The following is a 23,932-nucleotide window of genomic DNA, read 5'->3' as shown; positions in this document are numbered from 1 at the left end:
GGCGATGAACACCGGCGGCGGCAGCCCCATCCTCGAGGTCAACAACATCGAGGTGGTCTACAACAAGGTCGTGCAGGTGCTGCGCGGCCTGTCGCTGGCCGTGCCGCGCGGACAGATCGTGGCGCTCCTGGGCAGCAACGGCGCCGGCAAGTCGACCACGCTGAAGGCCATCTCGGGCCTGCTGCCGCTCGAGGACGGCGAGCTCGAGGCCGGACGCATCGCCTTCGACGGCCAGCCCACCGAGCGGCTCGCGCCGCAGCAGCTGGTGCGTCGCGGCCTCGCGCACGTGATGGAGGGACGGCGCGTGTTCGAGGACCTGACGGTCGAGGAGAACCTCGTGGCCGCCACCTACGCGCGCGCCGGACGCGGCGCGCAGGCACGCGACTTCGACGCCGTCTATGCCTACTTCCCGCGGCTGCACGAGCGGCGCCGCGGCCTCGCGGGCTACCTCTCGGGCGGCGAGCAGCAGATGCTCGCGATCGGCCGCGCGCTGGTGGCCGAGCCCCAGCTGATCCTGCTCGACGAGCCCTCGCTCGGCCTCTCGCCCAAGCTGGTGGAGGAGATCTTCGGGATCATCGCGCGCATCAACGCCGAGCGCGGCGTGTCGATGCTGCTGGTGGAGCAGAACGCCAGCCTCGCGCTGGCCGTGGCCGACAGCGGCTACATCATGGAGAACGGAAAGATCGTGATCGACGGCAGCGCCGAGCGGCTCGCGGCCGACCCCGACGTGCGCGAGTTCTACCTGGGCGTCGGCGGTGCCGGCGAATCGAGGAGCTTTCGCGAGTTGAAGCACTACAAGCGGCGCAAGCGCTGGTTGTCATGACCCATCCCCTCCCCGAACGAAGCCTGCCGCAGATGCTGCGCGAGCAGGCGCGCGCGCAGGGGGCGCGCATCGCGATCCGCCAGAAGGACTTCGGCATCTGGCATCCGCTGAGCTGGGCCGACTATCACCGGCGCGCGGTCCACGTCGGCCTGGGTTTCGCGGCGCTGGGCCTGGCGCGCGGCGGCCATGTGGGCGTGATCTCGGAGAACCGCGTCGAATGGGTGCTGGCGCAGATGGGCGCGGGCCTGATCGGCGCCGTGACCGTGGGCGTCTATCCCACCAGCCCGACCAACGAGGTGGCCTACGTGGTCGGCCATGCCGACATCGAGATCGTGGTCTGCGAGGACCAGGAACAGGCCGACAAGGTGCTCGAGGCCATCGACGCGCTGCCGCGGCTGCGCCGCATCGTCGTGATCGAGACCAAGGGCCTCGCGAGCTACGGTGCCGAGGCGCGCGAGCGCATCCTGAGCTTCGCCGAGCTCGAAGCCGCCGGCGCCGCGCTGCAGGCGCGCGAGGGCGATGCGCGCGTCGACGCCGCGCTGGCTACGCAATCGCTCGACGACATCGGGCTCATGATCTACACCTCGGGCTCCACCGGCGCGCCCAAGGGCGCCATGATCTCGTGGCGCAACATCCGCGGCGTGGTGCCGGGCATCGTCGAGCGGCTGCGGCTCGACGCGCGCACCACCCACCTGTCGTACCTGCCGCTGTGCCACGTGGCCGAGCAGATGCTGACCAGCTTCGTGCCGCTGTACCTGGGTTCGCAGGTCAACTTCGGCGAATCGATACGCACCGTGCAGGAGGACCTGCGCGAGGTCGCGCCCACCATGTTCCTCGGCGTGCCGCGCATCTGGGAGAAGCTGCACGCCTCCATCAGCATCAAGATGCAGGACACGGGCCGGCTGCGCCAGTCGCTCTACCGCCGCGCGCTCGCCACCTGCGCGCCGCTGGCCGAGAAGCCGCGCGCCCAGTGGACCCCGGGCGAACGGCTGCGCTTCGGCCTGGCCTACTGGAGCGTGCTGCGCGCGCTGCAGAACTTCATCGGCCTGCGCAGCGCGCGCGTGGCGCTGACCGGCGCCGCGCCGATCCCGCCCGACGTGGTGCGCTTCTTCCGCACGCTGGGCGTGCCGCTGGTCGAGGTCTACGGCCTCACCGAATCGACCGGCATGGTCAGCGGCCACCGGCTCGACCAGGTGAAGGTGGGCACCGTGGGACCGGCGACCGAGGGCGTGGAGCACCGCGTGGGCGACCAGGGCGAGCTGCAGATCCGCGGCGAGATGGTGTTCCGTGGCTACTACAAGAACCCCGAGGCCACGGCCGCGTCGATCCGCGACGGCTGGCTGCATACCGGCGACGTGGTGGCCGAGGAAGGGGGGCAACTGCGCATCGTCGACCGGCTCAAGGACATCATGATCACCGCGGGCGGCAAGAACCTCACGCCTTCGGAGATCGAGAACACGATGAAGGCCAGCCCCTACGTCAAGGAATGCATCGTGATCGCCGAGGGGCGCAAGTTCGTCTCGGCACTGGTGCAGATCGACTACGAGACGGTGGGCAAATGGGCCGAGGCGCAGCGCCTGGCCTTCACCCACTTCCGTTCGCTGGTCGAGCTGCCGCGCGTGCGCGAGCTGATCGATGCCGAGCTGCAGCGCGGCAATGCGCGCCTCGCGCAGGTGGCGCAGGTGCGGCGCTTCCACCTGCTGACCAAGGAACTCGACCACGACGATGGCGAGGTCACCGCGACCATGAAGGTGCGGCGCTCGAGCATCTACAAGACCTATGCGGGCGAGATCGAGGCGCTGTACGCCTGAGGGTCGTCAGAAAAGAAAAGGCCGGCGCGAAGCCGGCCTTTCGTGATCTGAAAAAAACTGCAGCCGTGTTGCAGCTGCTTACTCGCCGCGCGTCGCGGGACGGGCCTGCACGTCCGTCACGTTGCCGCCGCGCTCGCGCAGCAGCGGGCTGCGCACCGACTCGCCACGCGCGCGCGCATTGGCCACGTCGGCAGCCGAGGGCTCGGCCGGCTGGGCGGCGCTGCGGAAGCGTTCGAAGCCCGAACGCGGGTTGAAGCGCATCACCCACGGCGTCACGGGCTTGCCCGTGAGACGGCCCCAGGCGTAGCGCACGCCCCACACCGCGGCCAGCAGCACCACGGCAACCGCCAGGCTGGCCGCGAAGACCAGGCCCAGCATCACGAGGATCACGCGAAGAATGAAGTTCATCATTCCATCTTAGGCCGAGGCTTCAGCCGCAGGTTCCCCGGTTTTTCCGGGATTTCCTGCTTTTGCGAAGCCGAACTGGCCCGGCGAGCGGATCGGGTCGGTCGTGACCTCGATCGTGTCCTTCGGCCCGAAGCTGCCGTCGAGCAGCAGCCGCGAGAGCGGATTCTCGATGCGCTGCTGGATCGCGCGCTTCAGCGGACGGGCGCCGAACACCGGGTCGAAGCCGACCTTGGCGATCTCGGCCAGCGCCGCCGGCGACACCTCGAGGCCCAGGTCCATCTTCGCGAGCCGTGCCTGCAGCACCTTGAGCTGGATCGCGGCGATCGACTCGATGTTCTTCGCGTCGAGCGCATGGAACACCACCGTCTCGTCGATGCGGTTGAGGAACTCGGGGCGGAAGTAGTTCTTCAGCTCGTCCCACACCGCTTCCTTGATCTCCTCGCCCGGCTTGCCCACCATGGCCTGGATGATCGGCGAGCCGATGTTGCTGGTCATCACGATCACCGTGTTCTTGAAGTCCACGGTGCGGCCCTGGCCATCGGTCAGGCGGCCATCGTCGAGCACCTGCAGCAGCACGTTGAACACGTCCGGATGCGCCTTCTCGACCTCGTCGAGCAGCACCACGCTGTAGGGCTTGCGGCGCACGGCTTCCGTCAGGTAGCCGCCCTCCTCGTAGCCCACGTAGCCGGGCGGCGCGCCGATCAGGCGGGCCACCGAGTGCTTCTCCATGAACTCGCTCATGTCGATGCGGATCAGGTGGTCCTCGCTGTCGAACAGGAAGCCCGCGAGCGCCTTGCAGAGTTCGGTCTTGCCCACGCCCGTGGGGCCGAGGAACAGGAACGAGCCCGTGGGCCGGTTCGGATCGGACAGGCCCGAGCGCGAGCGACGGATCGCATTGGCGACCGCGCCGATGGCCTCGTCCTGGCCCACCACGCGCTCATGCAGCTTGTCTTCCATCACGAGCAGCTTGTCGCGCTCGCCCTGCATCAGCTTGGCGACCGGGATGCCGGTGGCGCGCGCCACGACCTCGGCGATCTCTTCCGCGCCGACCTGGGTGCGCAGCAGCGTGTGCGCGCTCGACTTGCCCTTGTTCGCTTCACTGGCCTCGGCTTCCTTCAGGCGCTTCTCGAGCGCCGGCAGCTGGCCGTACTGCAGCTCGGCGACCTTGTTGAAGTCGCCCTTGCGCTTCCATTCCTCGATCTGGAACTTGATCTTGTCGATGTCCTCGCGCACGTGCGCGCTGCCCTGGGCCTGGGCCTTCTCGGCCTGCCAGATCTCGTCGTAGTCGGCGATCTCCTTTTGCAGCTTGGCGATCTCGTCCTCGATCAGGCCGAAGCGCTTCTGCGAGGCCTCGTCCTTCTCGCGGCGCACGGCCTCGCGTTCGATCTGCAGCTGGATCAGGCGGCGGTCGAGGCGGTCCATCACCTCGGGCTTGGAGTCCATCTCGATCTTGATCTTGGCCGCGGCCTCGTCGATCAGGTCGATGGCCTTGTCGGGCAGGAAGCGGTCGGTGACATAGCGGTCGGAGAGCTCGGCCGCGGCCACGATGGCCGGGTCGGTGATCTGCACGCCGTGGTGCACTTCGTATTTCTCCTGCAGGCCGCGCAGGATCGCGATGGTGGCCTCGACGCTGGGCTCGCCCACGATGATCTTCTGGAAGCGGCGCTCGAGCGCGGCGTCCTTCTCGATGTACTTGCGGTATTCGTCGAGCGTGGTGGCGCCCACGCAGTGCAGCTCGCCGCGCGCGAGCGCGGGCTTGAGCATGTTGCCCGCGTCCATCGCGCCCTCGGCCTTGCCGGCGCCGACCATGGTGTGGAGCTCGTCGATGAAGACGATGGTCTGGCCCTCGTCCTTCGCGAGTTCGTTGAGCACGGTCTTCAGCCGTTCCTCGAACTCGCCGCGGAACTTGGCGCCCGCGAGCAGCGAGGCCATGTCGAGCGACAGCACGCGCTTGCCCTTGAGCGAATCGGGCACCTCGCCCGCGACGATGCGCTGCGCGAGGCCTTCGACGATGGCGGTCTTGCCCACGCCGGGTTCGCCGATCAGCACGGGGTTGTTCTTGGTGCGGCGCTGCAGCACCTGGATCGCGCGGCGGATCTCCTCGTCGCGGCCGATCACCGGGTCGAGCTTGCCCAGGCGCGCGCGCTCGGTGAGGTCGAGCGTGTATTTCTTCAGTGCTTCGCGCTGGCCTTCGGCATCGGCGCTGTTCACGCCCTGGCCGCCGCGCACCGCGTCGATCGCGGACTCGAGCGACTTGCGCGAGAGGCCGTTCTCCTTGGCGATCCGGCCGACGTCGCTCTTGCTGTCGGCCACGGCCAGCAGGAAGAGTTCGCCCGCGATGAACTGGTCGTTGCGCTTGAGGGCTTCCTTCTCGGTCGCCTGCAGCAGCTTGCCGAGCTCGGGGCCGACCTGCACGATGTCGTGGCCCTGCACCTGGGGCAGCTTCTTGATGGCCGCCTCGGCGGCCTGGGCGAGGCCGGGCACGTTGACCCCGGCGCGCTCGAGCAGCGCGCGCGGGCCGTCGTCCTGGCGCAGCATCGCGGCCAGCAGGTGGGCCGGCTCGATGTAGGCGTTGTCGTTGCCGAGCGCGAGCGACTGCGCGTCGCCCAGCGCTTCCTGGAACTTGGTGGTGAGTTTGTCTTGTCGCATGGTGGTATTCCTGCATCCAAAATAGGGCTGTTCGGGCACGATTCAAGGTTGCGGGCCGGGCCCGCGTGGCGGGCACGGCTATTGCACGATGCCCGCACCCTTCCGCCCGTAGGCATTTCTCTCTTCTCGAATGGAGTCGATCATGGTTTTTTCAATGCAGCGCGTCCAACCGGTGCGCCGCGCGCTCGGCGTGGGCCTCCTCGCGGCTGCCCTGGGCATGGCCGGGCTGGCACAGGCCCAGAGCGGCACGCCGATCCGCATCCTGGTCGGCTTCCCGGCCGGCGCCGGCACCGACGCGATCGCGCGCACGCTGGGCGAGAAGCTCAAGGACGAGCTCGGCGCGCCGGTGGTGGTCGAGAACCGCGCGGGCGCGGGCGGCCAGATCGCCGCGCAGGTGCTGAAGTCCTCGCCGGCCGACGGCCACACGCTGTTCCTCACGCACGACCACACGATCTCGATCCTGCCGCAGGTGGTCAAGAACCCGGGCTTCAATCCCGCCACCGACTTCGTGCCCGTGGCCGGCTTCGCGACCTTCGCCAACGTGCTCGCGGTGTCGGGCGGCACGCCGGCCAAGAGCATCGACGAGTACGTCAAGTGGGTGCGCACGCAGAAGGGCGGCAAGGAGACCATCGGCATCCCGGCGCCGGCCTCGATCCCCGAGTTCCTCGTGAAGATGATCTCGGACAAGTACAAGATCGACGTGCAGCCCGCGCCCTACCGCGGCAGCGCGCCGATGACGGCCGACATGCTGGGCAACCAGATCACGGCCGGCATCGCCTCGGTGCCCGACTTCATCGAGAACCACAAGGCCGGCAAGCTGCGCATCGTGGCCTCGATCGGCGCCAAGCGCCAGGCGCTGCTGCCCAACGTGCCGACCTTCACCGAACTGGGCTTCGCGAACCTCGAGGACCTGCCCTACTACGGCATCTTCGCGCCCGTGGGTACGCCCCAGCCGATCATCGACAAGTACGGCGAGGCGCTGCAGAAGGTGCTGGCCATGCCCGACGTGAAGCAGAAGCTCACCACGCTGGGCCTGACGGTCGGCTACGAGCCGCAGGGCCAGTTCGCGGGCCGCGTGCGCAGCTACACGCAGACCTGGGAGCGGATCATCCAGTCGAGCGGCTTCAAGCCGCTGTGAGCGCGTTCAGGCGTTCGACGCGCTGATGCCCCAGCGCGCAAGCGCCGCGTCGTCCGCGACGCGCGCATCGACCCAGCGGGCGCCCTCGGGCGTCTGCTCCTTCTTCCAGAACGGCGCCTGGGTCTTGAGGTAGTCCATCAGGAACTCGCAGGCCTGGAAGCTCTCGCCGCGGTGCGCCGAGGCCACCGCCACCATCATGATCTGCGCGAGCGGCTGCAGCAGGCCCACGCGGTGGATCACGCGCACGCCGAGGATGTCGAAGCGTTCGTGTGCTTCGTCGATCATGGCCTCGATCGATTTCTCGGTCATGCCGGGGTAGTGCTCGAGCTCCATCGACGCGACATCGGTGCCGTCGTTGCGATCGCGCACGGTGCCGATGAAGCTGCAGACGGCGCCGATGCGCGCGTCGCTCGCGCGCAGGGCGGCGACTTCGGCGCCGAGATCGAAATCGGCCGTCTGGATGGTGACGCGTTGCGGAAATGCCATGTGCAAATTGTGGCACCGCGGCGCTCGCGGCTAAACTCCAGCCCCATGTTCGCCCTGACCGCACGTTCGCCCGCACCTTCGACCGAAGGCACGAACGGCGCGCGCCTGGGCGGCAAAGCCAAAAAACCAAAGCTCGTCTGACCGGAGCTTCGGTTCCGTCGTCGGATGAGCGACGGAACCGGCACAGGCACTGGCCCCGCATGGGTTGCGCGCGCATCGGACGATGGTTCCTTCCATCGGTCGATCGTCGAAAGGACGCCCGCGTGCCCGCCAACCATTCCTCCTCCGCCACCGCCGCTCCCGATTTCTCGGGCCTGTGGATTCCCCTCGTGACCCCGTTTCGCGACGGCGCGCTCGACCATGCGGCGCTGGCCGCACTCACGCGCCGCCTGGCCGCCGATGGCGTGGCCGGCTTCGTGGTCTGCGGCTCGACCGGCGAGGCGGCGGCGCTCGACGAGGCCGAGCAGCTCGCCGCGCTCGACACGGTGGCCGAGGCCGCGGGCGGCCTGCCGCTGATCATGGGCCTCTCGGGCTACCACCTGGGCAAGACCACGGCCTGGGTGCGCCGGCTCGCGCAGCGCCCGCTCGCGGGCCTGCTGGTGCCGGCGCCGCACTACATCCGGCCCTCGCAGGCCGGCCTGCTCGAATGGTTCGGCGCCATCGCCGAGGCCAGCGCCGCGCCGCTGCTGATCTACGACATCCCCTACCGCACCGGCGCCACGATCGCGCGCGACACGCTGCTGGCGCTGGCCGCCAACCCGCGCATCCGCGGCATCAAGGACTGCGGCGGCGACGCGGGCAAGACCCGCGCCGTGATCGCCGATGGCCGGCTGCAGGTGCTCGCGGGCGAGGACGGCCAGATCTTCGGCACCGTGGCCGAGGGCGGCGTGGGCGCGATCGCGGCCAGCGGCCATGTGCAGACGGCGCGCTTCGTGCGGCTGATCGCGCTGCTGCGCGAAGGTCGGCTGGCCGAGGCGCGCGCGCTGTGGCAGCCGCTGCAGCCGCTGGTCGAGGGCCTGTTCACGGAAGCCAATCCGGGCCCGCTGAAGGCCCTGCTGGCGCACCAGGGCGCGCTGCGCGACGAGCTGCGCTCGCCGATGACGCGTGCCTCGGACGCGCTGCGCGAGCGCTTGGTGGCGCTGGACGCGGCCCTCAGCCGCCCGTGACGGGCGGGAAGAACGCGACCTCGCAGCCTTCGTGCGGGGCCGCGGCCTCGTCGCTCATGGTGTGGTCGAGCGCCATGCGCAGCGCGCGGCCGCGCGCGAGCACCGTGGCGTAGGCGCCGCCGCGCGCGATCAGCTCGTCGCGCAGCGCGGCCAGCGTGGGCGCCGCGGTGTCGATGGTTTCGTCGCTCTTGCCGAGCGCTTCGCGCACCGAGGCGAAATAACGGAGATGGACCTTCATGCGCGTCAGGACAGCAAGGATGCGAGGGGAATGAATTCGACCGGATCGCCGGCCCGGATGGTCTGGCCCGAGGGGTTGTCGACCAGCCCGTCGCCCCGGACCATCGAGGTCAGCACGCCCGAGCTCTGGTTGCCGAACAGTTCGAGCCCGCCCTGGGCATTGCGACGCGCGCGCAGGAACTCGCGGCGCTTGTCGGCGCGCGGCCAGTCGAAGTCGGCGCGCATGCGCACCGGCTCGGGCGTGACGCGGCTGGCGCCCTGCAGCGTCAGCAGGAAGGGCCGCACCAGCATCAGGAAGGTCAGGAAGCTCGACACCGGATTGCCGGGCAGCCCGGTGACGTGGCAGTGGCCCTGCGCGTCGCCCCGGCCCGAGCGCGGGATCGAGCCGTAGGCGAAGGGCTTGCCGGGCTTCATCGAGAGCGACCACAGCTCGATCTCGCCGAGCGCCTGCAGCGCGGCACGGATGTGGTCCTCCTCGCCGACCGACACGCCGCCAGTGGTGATGATCAGGTCGTTGTGGTCGGCCGCCTCGCGCAGCGCCTCGATGGTCGCCTCGCGCCGGTCCGGCACGATGCCGAGGTCGTGGACCTCGCAGCCCAGCCGGTGCAGCAGCGCGCGCATGAAGAAGCGATTGGAGTTGTAGATCGCGCCGGGCTTCATCGCCTCGGGCGCGACCTCGCCGGGCATCACGAGCTCGTCGCCGGTGGACAGCAGCGCCACGCGCGGCTTGCGCGCCACCGGCAGCCGGTCGAAGCCGATGCTGGCCGCCAGCCCCAGCGCGGCGGGCGTGAGGCGCTCGCCCTTGCGCAGCACCACGTCGCCGGCCGCCACGTCCTCACCGGCGCGGCGGATCCACTGGCCGGCCGCGGGCACGATCTCGATGCGCACGCTGCCCAGGCCGCCCTCCTCCGCGATGGCGGCGGTGTCTTCCTGCATCACGACCGCATCGGCGCCCTCGGGAATCTGCGCGCCGGTGAAGATCCGCGCCGCGGTGCCGGGCAAGAGCGGCGTGCCGACGGTGCCCGCGGGAATGCGCTGCGCCACCTTCAGCAGCGCGCCGGGGGTGGCGCAATCGGCCACGCGCAGCGCGTAGCCGTCCATCGCGCTGTTGTCGCGCGGCGGCACGGTGAGGCCGGCCACGAGGTCCGCGGCCAGCACGCGGCCGTCGGCATCGAAGGTGCTGACCAGCTCGGACGGCAGCGCCGGCCGGGCCTTGGCGAGCAGTTGGGCGATCGCGTCGTCGAGCGGCAGCAGCGGCGGCCGGCGCGAGGAGGCGGCGAAGGGAACAGCGGGAGAGTCAGCCATGGTGCTCGGGGTTGTAGTCGAAGCGCTCGCCGCTGTCGATCAGCCAGCGCGCGATGGCCTCGGCGTCGTCGAGGTCGAACACGGGCCGCTCGGTCGAAACCGGCAGGCTGGCGTTGGCGGCGATCGCGACGACGAAGGGATCTTCGGGATAGAGCGAGGGCCGCGGATCCTCGCCCTCGCCGGACGGGCGCCAGACCTCGATCTTGAGCAGGTCGCTGTGGCGGAAGCCCTCGACCAGCACCCAGTCGGCGCCGCTGTAGAGCTCGGCGATCAGCTGGTGCACGTCGAGATCGACCGGCGTCTCGAACTCGCGCATCAGCGCCAGCCGACGGTCGGAGGCGACCACCACCTCGAAGGCACCGGCCTCGCGGTGGCGCCAGGTGTCCTTGCCCGGATGGTCGATGTCGAACTTGTGGTGCGCGTGCTTGACCACCGACACGCGCAGTCCGGCGCGCTTGAGCACGGGAATCAGCCGCTCGACCAGCGTGGTCTTGCCGGCGCCCGAGTAACCGGCGAAGCCGACCACTTTCATCCGATGTCTCCGATGCTATTCAGGGGATAGCTTTGAATGCCAATCGGGGGCGGCCGCCCGGCCACCCCTTCTTTTCGCTTGCTCAGTCGCAGTGTTCCGCGATGTAGGCTTTCACCGCTTCGGCATCAGCCGGCAGCTTGACCACGCGCTTGGGCAGCGCCTCGATGCCCTCGAACTTCGCGGGCCGCGCGGGCTCCTCGCCCAGGGCCTCGACCAGCGTGGCCGCAAACTTGATCGGCAGCGCGGTCTCGAGCACCACCATCGGCACGCCCGTCGCCAGGTGCGCGCGCGCGGCCTTGAGGCCGTCGGCGGTGTGCGGGTCGACCAGGGTGGCGAAGCGCCTCTCGGTGTCGCGGATGGTCGCGAGGCGGTCGGCGTGCGTGCTGCGGCCACTGCGGAAACCGAAGCGCGACGCGGCCTGCGCGAAGGCGGGATCGGCGCTCAGGTCGAAGAAGCCCTGGCGGTTCAGGTCGTCGACGAACAGGCTGCGCAGCTTGCCGCTGTCGCGGCCGACCAGGTCGAACACGAAGCGCTCGAAGTTGCTGGCCTTGCTGATGTCCATCGACGGGCTCGAGGTCTCGTGCGTGTCGGCGGCGCCGCGCACGCGGTAGACACCGGTGCGGAAGAACTCGTCGAGCACGTCGTTCTCGTTGGTGGCGGCCACCAGCGTGTGGATCGGCAGGCCCATCATGCGCGCCACGTGGCCGGCGCAGATGTTGCCGAAGTTGCCCGAGGGCACGGTGAAGCTCACCGGCTGCTCGTCATTCGCCGTGGCCTGGAAATAGCCGGCGAAGTAGTAGACCACCTGCGCCAGCAGCCGCGCCCAGTTGATCGAGTTGACGGTGCCGATGCGGTACTTGCGCTTGAAGGCCAGGTCGTTCGAAACCGCCTTCACGATGTCCTGGCAATCGTCGAACACGCCCGTGATGGCGATGTTGTGGATGTTCTCGTCCTGCAGGCTGAACATCTGCGCCTGCTGGAACGGGCTCATGCGGCCGTCGGGCGAGGTCATGAAGACGCGCACGCCCTTCTTGCCGCGCATCGCGTACTCGGCCGCGCTGCCGGTGTCGCCGCTGGTGGCGCCCAGGATGTTGAGCTCGGCGCCGCGGCGGGCCAGTTCGTACTCGAACAGGTTGCCCAGTAGCTGCATCGCCATGTCCTTGAAGGCCAGCGTGGGGCCGTTGGACAGGGCTTCGAGGTAGACGCCGTCCTCGAGCTCGCGCAGCGGCACGATCTCTTCGGAGCCGAAGACCTCGGCGGTGTAGGTCTTCGCGCAGAGCGCCTTCAGGTCGGCCGGCGGAATGTCGTCGATGTAGAGCGACAGGATCTCGAAGGCCAGCTCGGCATAGGACAGCGAACGCCACTTCGCGAGCGTGGCGGCATCGACCCGCGGATAGCTTTCCGGCAGGTAGAGGCCGCCGTCGGGCGCGAGGCCCTCGAGCAGGATTTCGCAGAAGCGCTTGCGGTCGGGATGGCCGCGGGTGCTCAGGTAGTTCACTTCAACTCTTCCTTGCGGATGCGCACGATGGGCTCGAGCACCGTCGGCAACGCCTGCAGCTCGGCCATGACTTCGTCGACCGTGCCTTCGCGCGCGTCGTGCGTGAGGATGATCAGGTCGGTCTGGGTCGAGCCCTCGCCGCCGACCTCGTCGGCTTCACGCTGCAGCACGGCGTCGATGCTGATGCCGGCGGTCGCGAGCAGGCCCGTGACCTTGGCCAGCACACCGGCCTGGTCGGCCACGCGCAGGCGCAGGTAGTAGCTGGTGACCACCTCGGCCATCGGCAGCACCTGCAGGTCGCTCAGCGCATCGGGATGGAAGGCCAGGTGCGGCACGCGGTGCGCGGCATCGGCCGTATGCAGGCGCGTGATGTCGACCAGGTCGGCGATCACCGCGCTGGCGGTGGGCTCGCTGCCCGCGCCCTTGCCGTAGTAGAGCGTGGTGCCGACGGCATCGCCATGCACCACCACGGCGTTCATCGCGCCCTCGACGTTGGCCAGCAGGCGCTTGCTCGGCACCAGCGAGGGATGCACGCGCAGCTCGATGCCCTTGGCGGTGCGCTTGGTGACGCCCAGCAGCTTGATGCGGTAGCCGAGCTGCTCGGCGTACTTGATGTCCTGCGCGGCCAGCTTGGTGATGCCCTCGATGTGGGCCTTGTCGAACTGCACCGGGATGCCGAAGGCCAGCGCGCTCATCAGCGTGACCTTGTGGCCGGCGTCGACGCCCTCGATGTCGAAGGTGGGATCGGCTTCGGCATAGCCCAGGCGCTGCGCTTCCTTGAGCACGGTCGCGAAGTCCAGGCCCTTGTCGCGCATCTCCGAGAGAATGAAGTTGGTGGTGCCGTTGATGATGCCGGCCAGCCACTGGATGCTGTTGGCCGTCAGGCCTTCGCGCAGTGCCTTGATGATCGGGATGCCGCCGGCCACCGCGGCCTCGAAGGCCACCATCACGCCCTTGGCATGCGCGGCCGCGAAGATCTCGGTGCCGTGCACCGCGAGCAGCGCCTTGTTGGCCGTGACCACGTGCTTGCCGGCCGCGATGGCCTCGAGCACGAGCTGCTTGGCGATGCCGTAGCCGCCGATCAGCTCGATCACGATGTCGATGTCGGGATTGGCGATGACCTCGCGCGCGTCGCCGACCACCTTGACGCCGTCGCCGGCTACTTCGCGGGCGCGCGCGGTGTCGAGGTCGGCCACCATGGTGATCTCGATGCCGCGGCCGGCGCGGCGCTTGATTTCCTCCTGGTTGCGCTGGAGCACCTTGAAGGTGCCGCTGCCGACCGTGCCTGCACCGAGCAGGCCTACTTGGATGGGTTTCATGGGGAGAGTCGCGTTCATGGTTTGGATGGGGTGGTGGACGGCGCGGCGCTCACGACGCGGCTGACGTAGCGCGGCAGCGACCAGGCGCCACCGGCGAAGCCGCGGCACATATGGTCGCTCTCGGCGGCCGTGCGCACGAAGCCCTGGCCGTCGAAATGCCAGGTCTCGCTGGACCAGCAGTCGCCGATGCCGCGGCCCTTGAAGCTGGAGGTGATGCTGGCGTCCTTGTCGTCGTACTCGCCGTTGGCCTCGAGCGCGACCGGCGCATAGGGCGGCTTGTCGTTGGCGAGCCATTGCAGGCTGGAGTAGTTGTAGGCGCCCATGCCGCAGCCCAGCGACAGCAGCACCCTGGTGCCGGTGAGGCGATGCACCTCGAGCGACTTCGGGTCGACCTTCTCGCTGTTGTTGCAGTACTCGATGGCCTTCTTGAGGTCGAGCGAGGGGAAGATGCGCGCGGCCAGGGCGTCGTCGCCCGGCTTCGGCTTCGCGGGCTGGACCGCGCGCACGACGGGCGCGGGCACGGCCGCCGGCACCGTCGATTCGGCCTTTCCGCCGGGGCGCACCAGCGCGCCGGGGGTGTCGATGCGGCCCTGGGCCTCGTCCATCTTGAGCAGCACGGCGTTCAGGCCCGAGAGCGAGAGCTGCCATTCGCGGCCGCCGCCGGCCGTGAGTTTGGCGCTGTCGGCCTTGAGCAGCTCGGGCAGCACGGCGCGGATCTGGGCGGCATCGAGGCTCAGGGCATCGTTCTTCAGGCCCGGCACCACGGCCTTGCCGACCGTCAGGCGCAACGGGCCCTTGACGTCCTCGGTGCCGATCTGCAGGTCGATCTCAAGCGCGGTGCCCGGCCCGGCGAGGCGCGTGATGCGCATCGAGACCGGCTCGTTGGCGCCGGTTTCGGACTGGTAGCCGGCCGCGCGGCAGGTGCGCGTGTTGTCGCAGGCCAGTTCCCAGTCGTTGTGCGTGAAGGACACCGGCGCCTTGGCGGCAGGCCCGGCGGCCGAGGCGGACAACGCGGCGAGCGACAGGGCCGCGGCGGCGCAGGCGGCTTTCATGACTCCGTCTTGCGGCGCAGGCGGTACTGCTCCAGGAACTTCGCGATGCGGTTGATGGCCTCGCGCAGGTCGTCCTCGTGGGGCAGGAACACGATCCGGAAGTGGTCGGGCGTGGCCCAGTTGAAGCCGGTGCCCTGCACCAGCATCACGCGGGTTTCCTTCAGCAGTTCGAGGAAGAACTGGCGGTCGTCCTCGATCGGGTAGACCTTCGGGTCGAGCTTCGGGAACATGTAGAGCGCGGCGCTGGGCTTGACGCAGCTCACGCCGGGGATCGCGGTGATCAGTTCGTAGGCCAGGTCGCGCTGGCGGCGCAGCCGGCCGCCCTCGCCCACCAGCTCGTTGATGCTCTGGTAGCCGCCGAGCGCGGTCTGGATCGCCCACTGGCCGGGCACGTTGGCGCACAGCCGCATGTTCGAGAGCATGTTCAGGCCCTCGATGTAGTCGCGCGCGGCGCGCTTGTCGCCCGACACCACGAGCCAGCCGGCGCGGTAGCCGCAGGAGCGGTAGCTCTTGGACAGCGAATTGAAGGTCAGCGTGAGCACGTCGCTCGACAGGCTCGCGATCGCCGTGTGCTTCACGTCGTCGTAAAGCACCTTGTCGTAGACCTCGTCGGCGAAGATCACGAGGCCGTGTTCGCGCGCGATCTCGACGATGCTCTTGAGCAGCGCGTCGGAATACAGCGCGCCGGTCGGGTTGTTCGGGTTGATGACCACGATGCCCTTGGTGCGCGGCGTGATCTTGGCGCGGATGTCCGCCAGGTTGGGCATCCAGCCGTTCTCCTCGTCGCACAGGTAGTGCACCGGCGTGCCGCCCGACAGGCTCGTGGAGGCGGTCCACAGCGGATAGTCGGGGGCCGGCAGCAGCAGCTCGTCGCCATCGTTGAGCAGCGCATTGGTGGACATGGCGATCAGCTCGCTGGCGCCGTTGCCCAGGTAGATGTCGTCGAGGGTCACGCCAGCGATGCCCTGCTTCTGCGTCTCGTGCATCACCGCTTTGCGCGCGGCGAAGACGCCCTTGCTGTCCGAGTAACCGGCCGAGGTGGGCAGGTTGCGGATCATGTCCTGCTGGATTTCCTCGGGCGCATCGAAGCCGAACACGGCGAGGTTGCCGATGTTGAGCTTGATGATCTTCTGGCCGTCCTCCTCCATCTGCTTCGCCGCGTCCATGATCGGACCGCGAATGTCATAGAGCACGTTGGCCAGCTTGGCCGATTTCTTGAGCTGCTTCAAAGGGCCCTCCCGGGCGCGGTTCATGCAAGAAAGTGTGAAGACTGCGTGGATCGCCGCGCGGCCCGCAAAGGCCCTGGCGAGCCTCGTGTCACTAGGGAAAACCTATAATTTGACCACAGTTCCCAGTGCCCCGATGAAGCTCCAGCCCGACAAATCCGACACCCAGACCCTCACCGCGCACGGCCCGGGCTGGGTCGCCATCAACAACGAAAAGGTCGAGGGCAGCGTGGTCGTCGGCTCGCGCGGCGAGCGCTTCGAATGGAACTGCAGCCGCTTCGAGGACCTGGGCCCCGAGCACTTCGCCCAGTTGGCCGCGCTGGGCGCGGAACTGGTCATTTTCGGCAGCGGCGCGCGCATCCGCTTCCCGCAGCCCGCGTGGCTCAAACCCCTGATGGCCCAGCGCACCGGCGTCGAGACCATGGACACCCCCGCGGCCTGCCGCACCTACAACATCCTGGCCGGCGAAGGCCGGCACGTGGTCGCGGCCCTGCTGGTCGAGCGGCCCCAGGGTGGCTGAGAGAGGGGTTTTCGGGGTAAAATCTCGGGTTGCGAACCGCCTGGCGCGCTCCTTTTGGGGGCCACCGGGCACCCAGAGTTAGCAACGACCAATCTTCCATCAACCGAGGACCCGAGATTTTGGCGAGCGGCACCGAAAGGCGCTTCAGCTCGACACAGGCAGGCTCGGGCAGTGGAAACAAACGGAGAAAACAAGTTTCATGGCGATCGTTGTCAACAAACCCATTCCCGAATTCGACGCCAACGCCACCGGTGGCCTCAAGGTTTCGAATACTTCGCACCTCGGCCATGTCCTGGTCCTGTATTTTTACCCGAAAGATAACACTCCGGGGTGCACGACCGAAGCCATGCAATTCCGCGATCGCTACAAGGACTTCGAAAAAGCCGGCGCCACGGTGTTCGGCGTCTCGCGCGACAACATGAAGTCGCACGACGAATTCAAGGCCAAGCTCGAGTTGCCGTTCGAACTGATCGCCGACACGGAAGAGAAGATGTGCCACATGTTCGGCGTGGTCAAGAACAAGATCATGTACGGCAAGAAGGTCAAGGGCATCGAGCGCAGCACCTTCCTGATCGGCGCCGACGGCATCCTGAAGGCCGAATGGCGCGGCCTCAAGGTGCCGGGCCACGTCGACGAAGTCCTCAAGGCCGTCAAGACCCTGAAGAAGCCGGCCTGAAGCCACCGAGTCCGCCCGGTCGAAGGTTTCACCCACGTGTCAGGCGTGCGCAATTGCGCTTTCGCGTGGGGAATGTCCAACGAACGGCGTAAAGTGGTCCTGACGCCCCAGAGGCGGTGTGCATAATGGCCGCATGCTGTTGAGCTCCACGACCGCATCCTCCGAACAAAGCCGCCTGGGTCTTCAGGCGGCTTTTTCGTTTTCTGGTTCCCACCTTTTTGCGAGCGACCTGACACATGCCATTGCCCCCCGCCCCCACGAAACGTGCCGCACTGCTTTCTCCGGACGCGATTGACGCGCCCGCCCGTTCTTCGCACAGGGGGTCCCGCCGGTCCGGCGATGCACGCGCCGACACCGAGGCGCCGAGCGGACCGCAAGCGCTGGAACTGTTCGACCGGCATTCGGCCGAAGTCCCCGGCGGCGGCCTCGAAGCCCCGCCGGCACCGGCCGCCCGCCCCCGCCGCAAGCCCCGCTCGACACCCGCGCCCACCCCGGCGCCACAGCAGCAGCAGGCCCTGACCCGTTCGGCGCCGGCCGAAGCCCCGCGTGCCGAGGCGCCCGCGCCGCAGCCGGCACCGAAGCCCAAGCGCAGCCGCTCGAGCGGCCCCGCCAAGCTCTTCGTGCTCGACACCAACGTGCTGCTGCACGATCCGATGTGCCTGTTCCGCTTCGAGGAACACGACATCTACCTGCCGATGATCGTGCTCGAGGAGCTCGACGGCCACAAGAAGGGCACGACCGAGGTCGCGCGCAACGGCCGCCAGACCAGCCGCACGCTCGACGCCCTGGCCGCCGCGCAGGACGCCGACATCGCCAAGGGCCTGAAGCTCGACACCACCGGCCATCGCGAGGCCGGCGGCAAGCTGTTCTTCCAGACCGAGCCGCTCGACTACGCGCTGCCGCTGAGCCTGCCGCAGGGCAAGGCCGACAACCAGATCCTCGGCGTGGTGCACGCGCTGCGCGACCTCTACGCCAAGGAGGCGCCCGACCGCGCCAGGCGCGAGGTGGTGCTGGTGTCGAAGGACATCAACATGCGCGTCAAGGCGCGCGCGTTGGGCCTGGATGCCGAGGACTACCAGAACGACAAGACGCTGGAAGACGGCGACCTGCTCTATTCGGGCTCGCTCGCCCTGCCCCCCGACTTCTGGACCCGCCAGAGCAAGACGGTGGAGAGCTGGCAGAGCGGCAGCAGCACCTTCTACCGCATCAGCGGCCCGATCGTGCCCAACCTCTACATCAACCAGTTCGTGTTCTTCGAGGCGCCCGGCGAGCCGAGCATGTATGCGCGCGTCACCGAGATCCGCGAGAAGACCGCGGTGCTCAAGACGCTCAAGGACTACAGCTCGGGCAAGAACGCGGTGTGGGGCGTGAACACGCGCAACCGCGAGCAGAACTTCGCGATGAACCTGCTGATGGACCCCGAGATCGACTTCGTCACGCTGACCGGCACGGCCGGCACCGGCAAGACGCTGATGGCGCTGGCCTCGGGCCTCACGCAGGTGCTCGACGATCGCCGCTACACCGAGATCATCATGACCCGCGCCACCGTGAGCGTCGGTGAAGACATCGGCTTCCTGCCCGGCACCGAGGAAGAGAAGATGGGCCCCTGGATGGGCGCGCTCGACGACAACCTCGAGTTCCTCGCCAAGGGCGACGGCGGCGGTGCCGGCGAATGGGGGCGCGCCGCCACCAACGAGCTGATCCGCAGCCGCATCAAGGTCAAGAGCATGAACTTCATGCGCGGGCGCACCTTCCTCAACAAGTACGTGATCATCGACGAGGCGCAGAACCTCACGCCCAAGCAGATGAAGACGCTGATCACGCGCGCGGGTCCGGGCACCAAGATCATCTGCATGGGCAACCTCGCGCAGATCGACACGCCCTACCTCACCGAAGGCTCCTCGGGCCTGACCTTCGCGGTCGACAAGTTCAAGGGCTGGCCGCACGGCGGGCACATCACGCTGGCGCGCGGCGAACGCTCGCGACTGGCCGATTTCGCGAGCGACGTGCTCTAAGACACCGCCTCGCCGGCCCCGAGCCCGCGCCCGCTCCCCGGAGCAGCGCGGGCTTTTCTTCGTCCCGCGATGACAGGCTCCTGACAAGACGTTGTCAGGAGCCGGTCCGCACCATCGAGGCTCTTCATCACCAACGAAAGAGAGCCCTTCATGTCCAAGACCATCAGCTGGTTCGAGATCCCCGTCGCCGACCTGGACCGTGCCCAGGCCTTCTACGAAACCGTGCTCGGCCGCAAGCTGCGCCGCGAGACCCTCGGCGGCGACCCGCTGGCGGTGTTCCCCTACGACGATCCCGCGACCGGCGGCGCCCTGCAAGCCGGCGCGAAAGGCGCGGCGAAGGCGGGCACCGGCATCCGCATCTACCTCGACTGCGCACCCAGCATCGACGCCGTGCTGTCGCGCATCGAGGCGGCCGGCGGGCAGATCGTGGCGCCCAAGTCGGCGCTGCCGCCCGGCATGGGCTTCATCGCCCATCTGCGCGACACCGAAGGCAACGAAGTCGGCCTGCACGCCCTCGCCTGAAGCGCCATGCCGCAGCGCAACTGGATTGCAGTCGCGAGCGCCGAGCATGCCCGGCGCGGGCGCGACCACCGACCGCAGGGCTTCATGCAGACCTGCCACGGCAAACCGGGCCCGCTCCGGCGGGTCGCCGCGGGCGACCGCGTGGCCTACTATTCGCCGGCCACGGTGTTCGGCGGCACCGACAGGCTGCAGAGCTTCGTGTCGATCGGCATCGTGCAGCCTGGCGAGGCCTACGAATTCGACATGGGTGGCGGCTTCGTGCCCTGGCGTCGCGACGTGCGCTATGCCGTCGCGCACGAGACACCGATCGCACCGATGATCGAGCGCCTCGCCTTCATCGAGAACCCGAAGCAATGGGCTACAAGTTCCGCTTCGGCCTGTTCGACATCGGCGATGCCGACATGGCCTTGATCGCCCGCTGCATGAAGGCCGACCTGAAGACACTGGCCCTTTGAACCAGACAACCCGAACACCTCCTCAGGAGAAGACCCCCATGGAACCCGTGCGACTACATCACGACGCCTTCGCGATCGCAGGCCTCACGGTCCGCACCACCAACCGCGAAGAGAACGACCCCGCGACCGCCCGCATCGGCGCGCTGTGGGGGCGCTTCTTCGGCGAGCAGACCTACGAAGCGACGCCGCATCGCACGGGCGACACGCGCATCTTCGGCGTCTATTCCGCCTATGAGTCCGATGCCCACGGCCCCTTCGACCTGACCGTGGGCGTGGCCGTCTCGGGCGGTGCGGACAGCGTGGCCATCGAGGCCGGCGACTACCTGGTCTTCGACGGCCAGGGCGAGATGCCGCAAATGGTGATCGCCACCTGGCAGCGCATCTGGCAGTATTTCGAGGCGCACCCGGACATCGCGCGCCGCTACCGCAGCGATTTCGAAGCCTACGACGGGCCGGACAAGGTGGCGATCCACATCGGAGTTTCATGAGTCCACCGAAGCGCTGGCGCGACCGACTGGCCGGCTACCCTCACCTGCCGAGCGTCAAGCCGATCCCCGAGGCGCTGCGCGCGCGGCGCGGCGAGGGCACCATCGCCACGCCCTCCCCGGCCGAGGTCGAGGCGGCGATGCGCGATGTGCCCGAAGGGCGGCTCGCCACGGTCTTCGGCATTGGCGAGGACATCGCGGCGCGGCACCAGGCCAGCATCGGCTGCACCGTGACCACGGCGATCTTCGCGCGCATGGTGGCACATGCGGTGGAGGAATCGGCCGGCAGCAAGGGGACGGCGCGCGATGCCGCCGTGCCCTGGTGGCGCACGCTCAAGAACGGCGGCGAACTCAATGCGAACTACCCCGGCGGCATCGAGGCGCAGATGTCCCGGCTCGAGGCCGAGGGCCACACCGTGGTGCAGCGCGGCAAGCGCTACTTCGTCGAAGACTTCGCGAAGAAGCTGGCGGGAACGCGCTGATGCGCCGTGCCGATCGCCTGTTCCAGATCGTCCAGCTGATCCGCGGCCGGCGCCTGACCACGGCCGCCTTCCTGGCCGAGCGGCTCGAGGTCTCGGAGCGCACGGTCTACCGCGACATCGCCGACCTGCAGCACCAGGGCGTACCGATCGAGGGCGAGGCCGGCGTGGGCTACCGGCTCGGCGCGGGTTTCGAACTGCCGCCGCTGATGTTCACCCAGGACGAGGCCTCGGCGCTGGTGGCCGCGGCCCGGCTCGCGCAGAGCTGGGTCGACCCGGCGATGGCGCGCGACATCGAGACCGGGCTGGGCAAGATCCTCTCGGTGCTGCCGCCTTCGGCGCGCGTGTCGGCCGAGGCGCTCGCGCTCTACGCACCCGCGCTGGGGCTCAGCGACCTGCTGCGCGAACGCCTGCAGACGCTGCGCGAAGCAGTGCAGTCGCACCACAAGCTGCACCTGGTCTACCGCGACGTGGCGGGCGAGCCCAGCGAGCGCACGGTGCGGCCGCTGGGCTGCTTCTACTGGGGCAAGGTCTGGACGCTGTCGACCTGGTGCGAGCTGCGCGAGGACTTCCGCGGCTTTCGCATCGACCGCATCGACGCGGTCGAGGTGCTGGCCGAGCGCTTTCGCGACGAGCCCGGCAAAACGATGGCGGACATGCTGCGGCAGGTGAAGACCGAGGCCGCCGAGGCGAAGCGGCTGCAGAAGAGCTGGCCCGAGGGCGTTCCGACCGCGCCCGATGCGGGCGTGGCGCTCGCGCGCTCCACCGAGCCGCGCTGAAGGCGCTAACTCAAAAGTCGTCGCTGCCCATCGCCATGTTCTCGAACTTGGTGAGGGGCTTCAGGAAGGCCAGCTTGACGGTGCCCGTCGGGCCGTTCCGATGCTTGCTGATGATCACCTCGGCCACGCCCGGCTCCTTCGACTCCTTGTTGTAGTAGTCGTCACGGTAGATGAACATGATGATGTCCGCGTCCTGCTCGATGGCGCCCGATTCGCGCAGGTCGCTCATCATGGGGCGCTTGTCGGTGCGGCTCTCGACGCCGCGGCTGAGCTGCGACAGCGCGATCACCGGGCACTTGAGCTCCTTGGCCAGCATCTTCAGGCCGCGCGAGATTTCGCCCACGGCCGTGGCCCGGTTCTCGTCGCCCGACATGCTGGTCGACATCAGCTGCAGGTAGTCGACCACGATCAGGCCGAGGCGGCCGTACTGGCGCGCGAGCCGGCGCGCGTTGGCGCGCAGCTCGCTGGTCGACAGGCCCGGGGTCTCGTCGATGTGCAGCGACACGGTGCGCAGCTTCTCGATGGCCTCGGTCAGGCGCGGCCATTCCTCGTCGGTGAGCTTGCCGGTGCGCAGGTGGCCCTGGTCGATGCGGCCGATCGAGCCGACGATACGCACCGCGAGCTGGGAGGCACCCATTTCCATCGAGAACACCGCCACCGGCAGCCCCTCGTTGAGCGCCACGTGCTCGGCGATGTTGATCGCCAGCGAGGTCTTCCCCATCGACGGACGCGCGGCCAGCACGATCATGTCGCCAGGCTGCAGGCCCGAGGTCATCTTGTCGAACTCGTAGAAGCCGGTGCGAACGCCCGTGATGTCGTTCGGGTTGTCGGCCATCTCGGTCACGCGGTCCAGCAGCTCGACCACCAGGGCATCCATGCTCTGGAAGCCCTGCTTCATCCGCGTGCCTTCCTCGCCGATGTTGAAGATCTTCTGCTCGGCCTCGTCGAGGATCTTGTCGACCGTCTTGCCCTGCGGGTTGAAGGCGTTGGTCGCGATCTCGTCGCTGGCCGAGACCAGCTTGCGCAGGATCGAGCGCTCGCGAACGATCTCGGCGTAGCGGCGGATGTTGCTCGCGCTCGGCACGTACTGCGCGAGCGAGTTCAGGTAGACCAGCCCGCCGCTCTCGTCGGCCTTGCCGAGCGTCTGCAGCTGCTCGTAGACCGTGATCACGTCGGCGGGCTTGCTGCCGTTGATCAGGCCGCCGATGGCGGCAAAGATCAGCTTGTGCTCATGGCGGTAGAAATCGCCGTCGACCAGCAGGTCGCCCATGCGGTCCCAGGCCGTGTTGTCGAGCAGCAAGCCGCCCAGCACGCTCGATTCGGCCTCGATCGAGTGCGGCGGAATACGCAGCTGCGCGACCTGGCGGTCGGAGGGATCGTTGTCGGCGTAGGAAAAGACGGCGGCCATGGGCTTCCTTGCAACCCTCCATGCTAGCCCGCGCACCCCGCGGCGTCACGTGGACAAGGTTGTGAATAACAGGTGAACTTCCGGTGCAGCGGGCGGGACAACTTCCGCCGGCGGGCACAAAAAACAAAAGCCGCCCGAAGGCGGCTTCTGGCAGCGCATCTAGGACGCGCCGGAACGATCAGGCGGTTTCGCCGTAGACCGTCACGTTGATGTCGACCACCACGTCGGTGTGCAGCGAAACGCTGACGGTGGTGTCGCCGACGGTCTTGATCGGGCCGTTCGGCAGGCGAACCTGCGACTTCGCGACCTTGTAGCCTTGCTTGCCCAGCTCTTCAGCGATGTCGCTGTTGGTGACCGAGCCGAACAGGCGGCCGTCGACGCCAGCCTTCTGCGTCAGCTTGACGGTCGTGCCGCCGAGCTTTTCGCCCTGGGCTTGCGACTCGGCCAGCTTGGCAGCGGCTGCCTTTTCGAGTTCGGCGCGCTTGGCTTCGAACTCGGCCTTGTTGGCGGCGGTGGCGCGGCGGGCGCGGCCCGACGGGATCAGGAAGTTGCGGGCGTAACCGTCCTTGACCTTGACGATTTCACCGAGGGTGCCGAGGTTGACGACCTTGTCCAGAAGAATGACTTGCATGCTGTGTCTCCTTCTTAGACGCGGTGCTGGTCGCTGTACGGGACCATGGCGAGGAAGCGGGCACGCTTGATCGCGGTGTTGAGCTGACGCTGGTAGATCGCGCGGGTGCCGGTCAGGCGGGCCGGGATGATCTTGCCGTTTTCGCTGATGAAGTCACGCAGCGTGTCGATGTCCTTGTAGTCGATTTCCTCGACGCCAGCGACGGTGAAGCGGCAGAAACGCTTGCGCTTGAACAGCAGCGACTGGGTGTTGCGCTTCGGGCGCTTGTCTTTGTTGAATTTCTTGAACGTGGCCATTGTGGGACCTCTTGTC

General features: G+C 68.3%; 25 protein-coding genes. 12 read left to right on the top strand and 13 right to left on the bottom strand.

Features of this window, described 5'->3' with window-relative positions:
- Positions 1-4: 4 nt before the first annotated feature.
- Together AC07RV_RS14010 and AC07RV_RS14005 are read left to right on the top strand one after the other, a co-directional pair.
- Positions 5-823, top strand: coding sequence for an ABC transporter ATP-binding protein (locus tag AC07RV_RS14010; RefSeq protein WP_057595848.1), 819 nt, complete (start codon positions 5-7; stop codon positions 821-823).
- The gene (locus AC07RV_RS14005) at positions 820-2,634 is read left to right on the top strand and encodes an AMP-dependent synthetase/ligase (protein WP_296778011.1); all 1,815 of its coding nucleotides are present in this window, start codon (positions 820-822) and stop codon (positions 2,632-2,634) included. Before AC07RV_RS14010 ends, AC07RV_RS14005 begins: the two co-directional genes overlap by 4 nt.
- A gap of 78 nt (positions 2,635-2,712) precedes the next feature.
- Here AC07RV_RS14005 and AC07RV_RS14000 read toward each other — a convergent pair whose 3' ends face one another.
- Together AC07RV_RS14000 and clpB are read right to left on the bottom strand one after the other, a co-directional pair.
- Positions 2,713-3,042, bottom strand: coding sequence for a hypothetical protein (locus tag AC07RV_RS14000; RefSeq protein ID WP_256222512.1), 330 nt, complete (start codon positions 3,040-3,042; stop codon positions 2,713-2,715).
- Between the two features lie 9 nt (positions 3,043-3,051).
- Positions 3,052-5,691, bottom strand: a complete 2,640-nt coding sequence (clpB, locus tag AC07RV_RS13995) for an ATP-dependent chaperone ClpB (RefSeq protein WP_296778017.1) — start codon at positions 5,689-5,691, stop codon at positions 3,052-3,054.
- A 142-nt stretch (positions 5,692-5,833) separates the two neighbouring features.
- On the opposite strand from clpB, the gene AC07RV_RS13990 reads away from it, so the two are divergent.
- Positions 5,834-6,829, top strand: coding sequence for a Bug family tripartite tricarboxylate transporter substrate binding protein (locus tag AC07RV_RS13990; RefSeq protein ID WP_093343468.1), 996 nt, complete (start codon positions 5,834-5,836; stop codon positions 6,827-6,829).
- 6 nt (positions 6,830-6,835) lie between these two features.
- Here the strand turns inward: AC07RV_RS13990 and AC07RV_RS13985 are convergent, their stop codons facing one another.
- A complete protein-coding gene (locus AC07RV_RS13985) occupies positions 6,836-7,315 on the bottom strand; it encodes a molybdenum cofactor biosynthesis protein MoaE (RefSeq protein WP_296778021.1) in 480 nt (159 codons plus the stop codon).
- Between the two features lie 263 nt (positions 7,316-7,578).
- Here AC07RV_RS13985 and AC07RV_RS13980 point away from each other — a divergent pair, with 263 nt between their 5' ends.
- On the top strand, positions 7,579-8,481 hold the full coding sequence (locus AC07RV_RS13980; protein WP_296778024.1) for a 4-hydroxy-tetrahydrodipicolinate synthase family protein: 903 nt from the start codon (positions 7,579-7,581) through the stop codon (positions 8,479-8,481).
- On the opposite strand, the gene AC07RV_RS13975 is transcribed toward AC07RV_RS13980, so the two are convergent.
- The 7 genes from AC07RV_RS13975 to AC07RV_RS13945 form a co-directional block, all read right to left on the bottom strand.
- A complete protein-coding gene (locus AC07RV_RS13975; protein ID WP_057595854.1) occupies positions 8,468-8,719 on the bottom strand; it encodes a MoaD/ThiS family protein in 252 nt (83 codons plus the stop codon). The genes AC07RV_RS13980 and AC07RV_RS13975 overlap by 14 nt on opposite strands.
- Positions 8,720-8,724: 5 nt before the next feature.
- The gene (locus AC07RV_RS13970; RefSeq protein ID WP_296778027.1) at positions 8,725-10,023 is read right to left on the bottom strand and encodes a molybdopterin molybdotransferase MoeA; all 1,299 of its coding nucleotides are present in this window, start codon (positions 10,021-10,023) and stop codon (positions 8,725-8,727) included.
- On the bottom strand, positions 10,016-10,555 hold the full coding sequence (mobB, locus tag AC07RV_RS13965) for a molybdopterin-guanine dinucleotide biosynthesis protein B (protein ID WP_296778030.1): 540 nt from the start codon (positions 10,553-10,555) through the stop codon (positions 10,016-10,018). The genes AC07RV_RS13970 and mobB overlap by 8 nt, the downstream gene beginning before the upstream one ends.
- A gap of 82 nt (positions 10,556-10,637) precedes the next feature.
- Positions 10,638-12,053 (bottom strand): threonine synthase, encoded by a 1,416-nt coding sequence (gene thrC, locus AC07RV_RS13960; protein ID WP_296778032.1) that lies wholly within the window; start codon positions 12,051-12,053, stop codon positions 10,638-10,640.
- A complete protein-coding gene (locus tag AC07RV_RS13955) occupies positions 12,050-13,372 on the bottom strand; it encodes a homoserine dehydrogenase (RefSeq protein ID WP_057595858.1) in 1,323 nt (440 codons plus the stop codon). Before AC07RV_RS13955 ends, thrC begins: the two co-directional genes overlap by 4 nt.
- Before the next feature lie 14 nt (positions 13,373-13,386).
- On the bottom strand, positions 13,387-14,424 hold the full coding sequence (locus AC07RV_RS13950; protein ID WP_296778035.1) for a DUF1176 domain-containing protein: 1,038 nt from the start codon (positions 14,422-14,424) through the stop codon (positions 13,387-13,389).
- Positions 14,421-15,653 carry a pyridoxal phosphate-dependent aminotransferase gene (locus AC07RV_RS13945; protein ID WP_296778704.1) on the bottom strand — a complete coding sequence of 411 codons (1,233 nt, stop codon included), beginning with the start codon at positions 15,651-15,653 and terminating at the stop codon, positions 14,421-14,423. The genes AC07RV_RS13950 and AC07RV_RS13945 overlap by 4 nt, the downstream gene beginning before the upstream one ends.
- A gap of 133 nt (positions 15,654-15,786) precedes the next feature.
- Between AC07RV_RS13945 and AC07RV_RS13940 the strand changes: the two genes are divergently transcribed.
- From AC07RV_RS13940 to AC07RV_RS13905, 8 genes are all read left to right on the top strand, one after another.
- The gene (locus tag AC07RV_RS13940; protein WP_093342966.1) at positions 15,787-16,170 is read left to right on the top strand and encodes an Mth938-like domain-containing protein; all 384 of its coding nucleotides are present in this window, start codon (positions 15,787-15,789) and stop codon (positions 16,168-16,170) included.
- Positions 16,171-16,369: 199 nt separating this feature from the next.
- Positions 16,370-16,846, top strand: a complete 477-nt coding sequence (locus AC07RV_RS13935; RefSeq protein ID WP_057595862.1) for a peroxiredoxin — start codon at positions 16,370-16,372, stop codon at positions 16,844-16,846.
- Between the two features lie 236 nt (positions 16,847-17,082).
- Positions 17,083-18,861: a PhoH family protein gene (locus AC07RV_RS13930; protein WP_093342968.1), complete on the top strand. Its 1,779-nt coding sequence runs from the start codon at positions 17,083-17,085 to the stop codon at positions 18,859-18,861.
- A gap of 150 nt (positions 18,862-19,011) precedes the next feature.
- Positions 19,012-19,383: a VOC family protein gene (locus AC07RV_RS13925; RefSeq protein WP_208511180.1), complete on the top strand. Its 372-nt coding sequence runs from the start codon at positions 19,012-19,014 to the stop codon at positions 19,381-19,383.
- 6 nt (positions 19,384-19,389) lie between these two features.
- Positions 19,390-19,794 carry an EVE domain-containing protein gene (locus AC07RV_RS13920; RefSeq protein WP_296778042.1) on the top strand — a complete coding sequence of 135 codons (405 nt, stop codon included), beginning with the start codon at positions 19,390-19,392 and terminating at the stop codon, positions 19,792-19,794.
- An 82-nt stretch (positions 19,795-19,876) separates the two neighbouring features.
- Positions 19,877-20,326, top strand: coding sequence for a GyrI-like domain-containing protein (locus AC07RV_RS13915; protein ID WP_296778045.1), 450 nt, complete (start codon positions 19,877-19,879; stop codon positions 20,324-20,326).
- On the top strand, positions 20,323-20,805 hold the full coding sequence (locus tag AC07RV_RS13910; protein WP_296778047.1) for an MGMT family protein: 483 nt from the start codon (positions 20,323-20,325) through the stop codon (positions 20,803-20,805). The genes AC07RV_RS13915 and AC07RV_RS13910 overlap by 4 nt, the downstream gene beginning before the upstream one ends.
- Positions 20,805-21,581, top strand: a complete 777-nt coding sequence (locus AC07RV_RS13905) for a helix-turn-helix transcriptional regulator (RefSeq protein ID WP_296778050.1) — start codon at positions 20,805-20,807, stop codon at positions 21,579-21,581. Before AC07RV_RS13910 ends, AC07RV_RS13905 begins: the two co-directional genes overlap by 1 nt.
- Before the next feature lie 10 nt (positions 21,582-21,591).
- Here the strand turns inward: AC07RV_RS13905 and dnaB are convergent, their stop codons facing one another.
- The 3 genes from dnaB to rpsR all read right to left on the bottom strand — a co-directional run bounded on the left by dnaB (position 21,592) and on the right by rpsR (position 23,916).
- Complete coding sequence (dnaB, locus tag AC07RV_RS13900; RefSeq protein WP_093342979.1) at positions 21,592-22,989, bottom strand: replicative DNA helicase; 1,398 nt, start codon at positions 22,987-22,989, stop codon at positions 21,592-21,594.
- Between the two features lie 178 nt (positions 22,990-23,167).
- On the bottom strand, positions 23,168-23,620 hold the full coding sequence (gene rplI / locus AC07RV_RS13895; RefSeq protein ID WP_093342980.1) for a 50S ribosomal protein L9: 453 nt from the start codon (positions 23,618-23,620) through the stop codon (positions 23,168-23,170).
- A gap of 14 nt (positions 23,621-23,634) precedes the next feature.
- Complete coding sequence (rpsR, locus tag AC07RV_RS13890; RefSeq protein WP_007830781.1) at positions 23,635-23,916, bottom strand: 30S ribosomal protein S18; 282 nt, start codon at positions 23,914-23,916, stop codon at positions 23,635-23,637.
- Between the last annotated feature and the right edge of the window lie 16 nt (positions 23,917-23,932).

This window comes from Variovorax sp. GW821-FHT09B01 (assembly GCF_059418345.1).
This window is presented reverse-complemented; position numbering and strand designations above follow the sequence as displayed.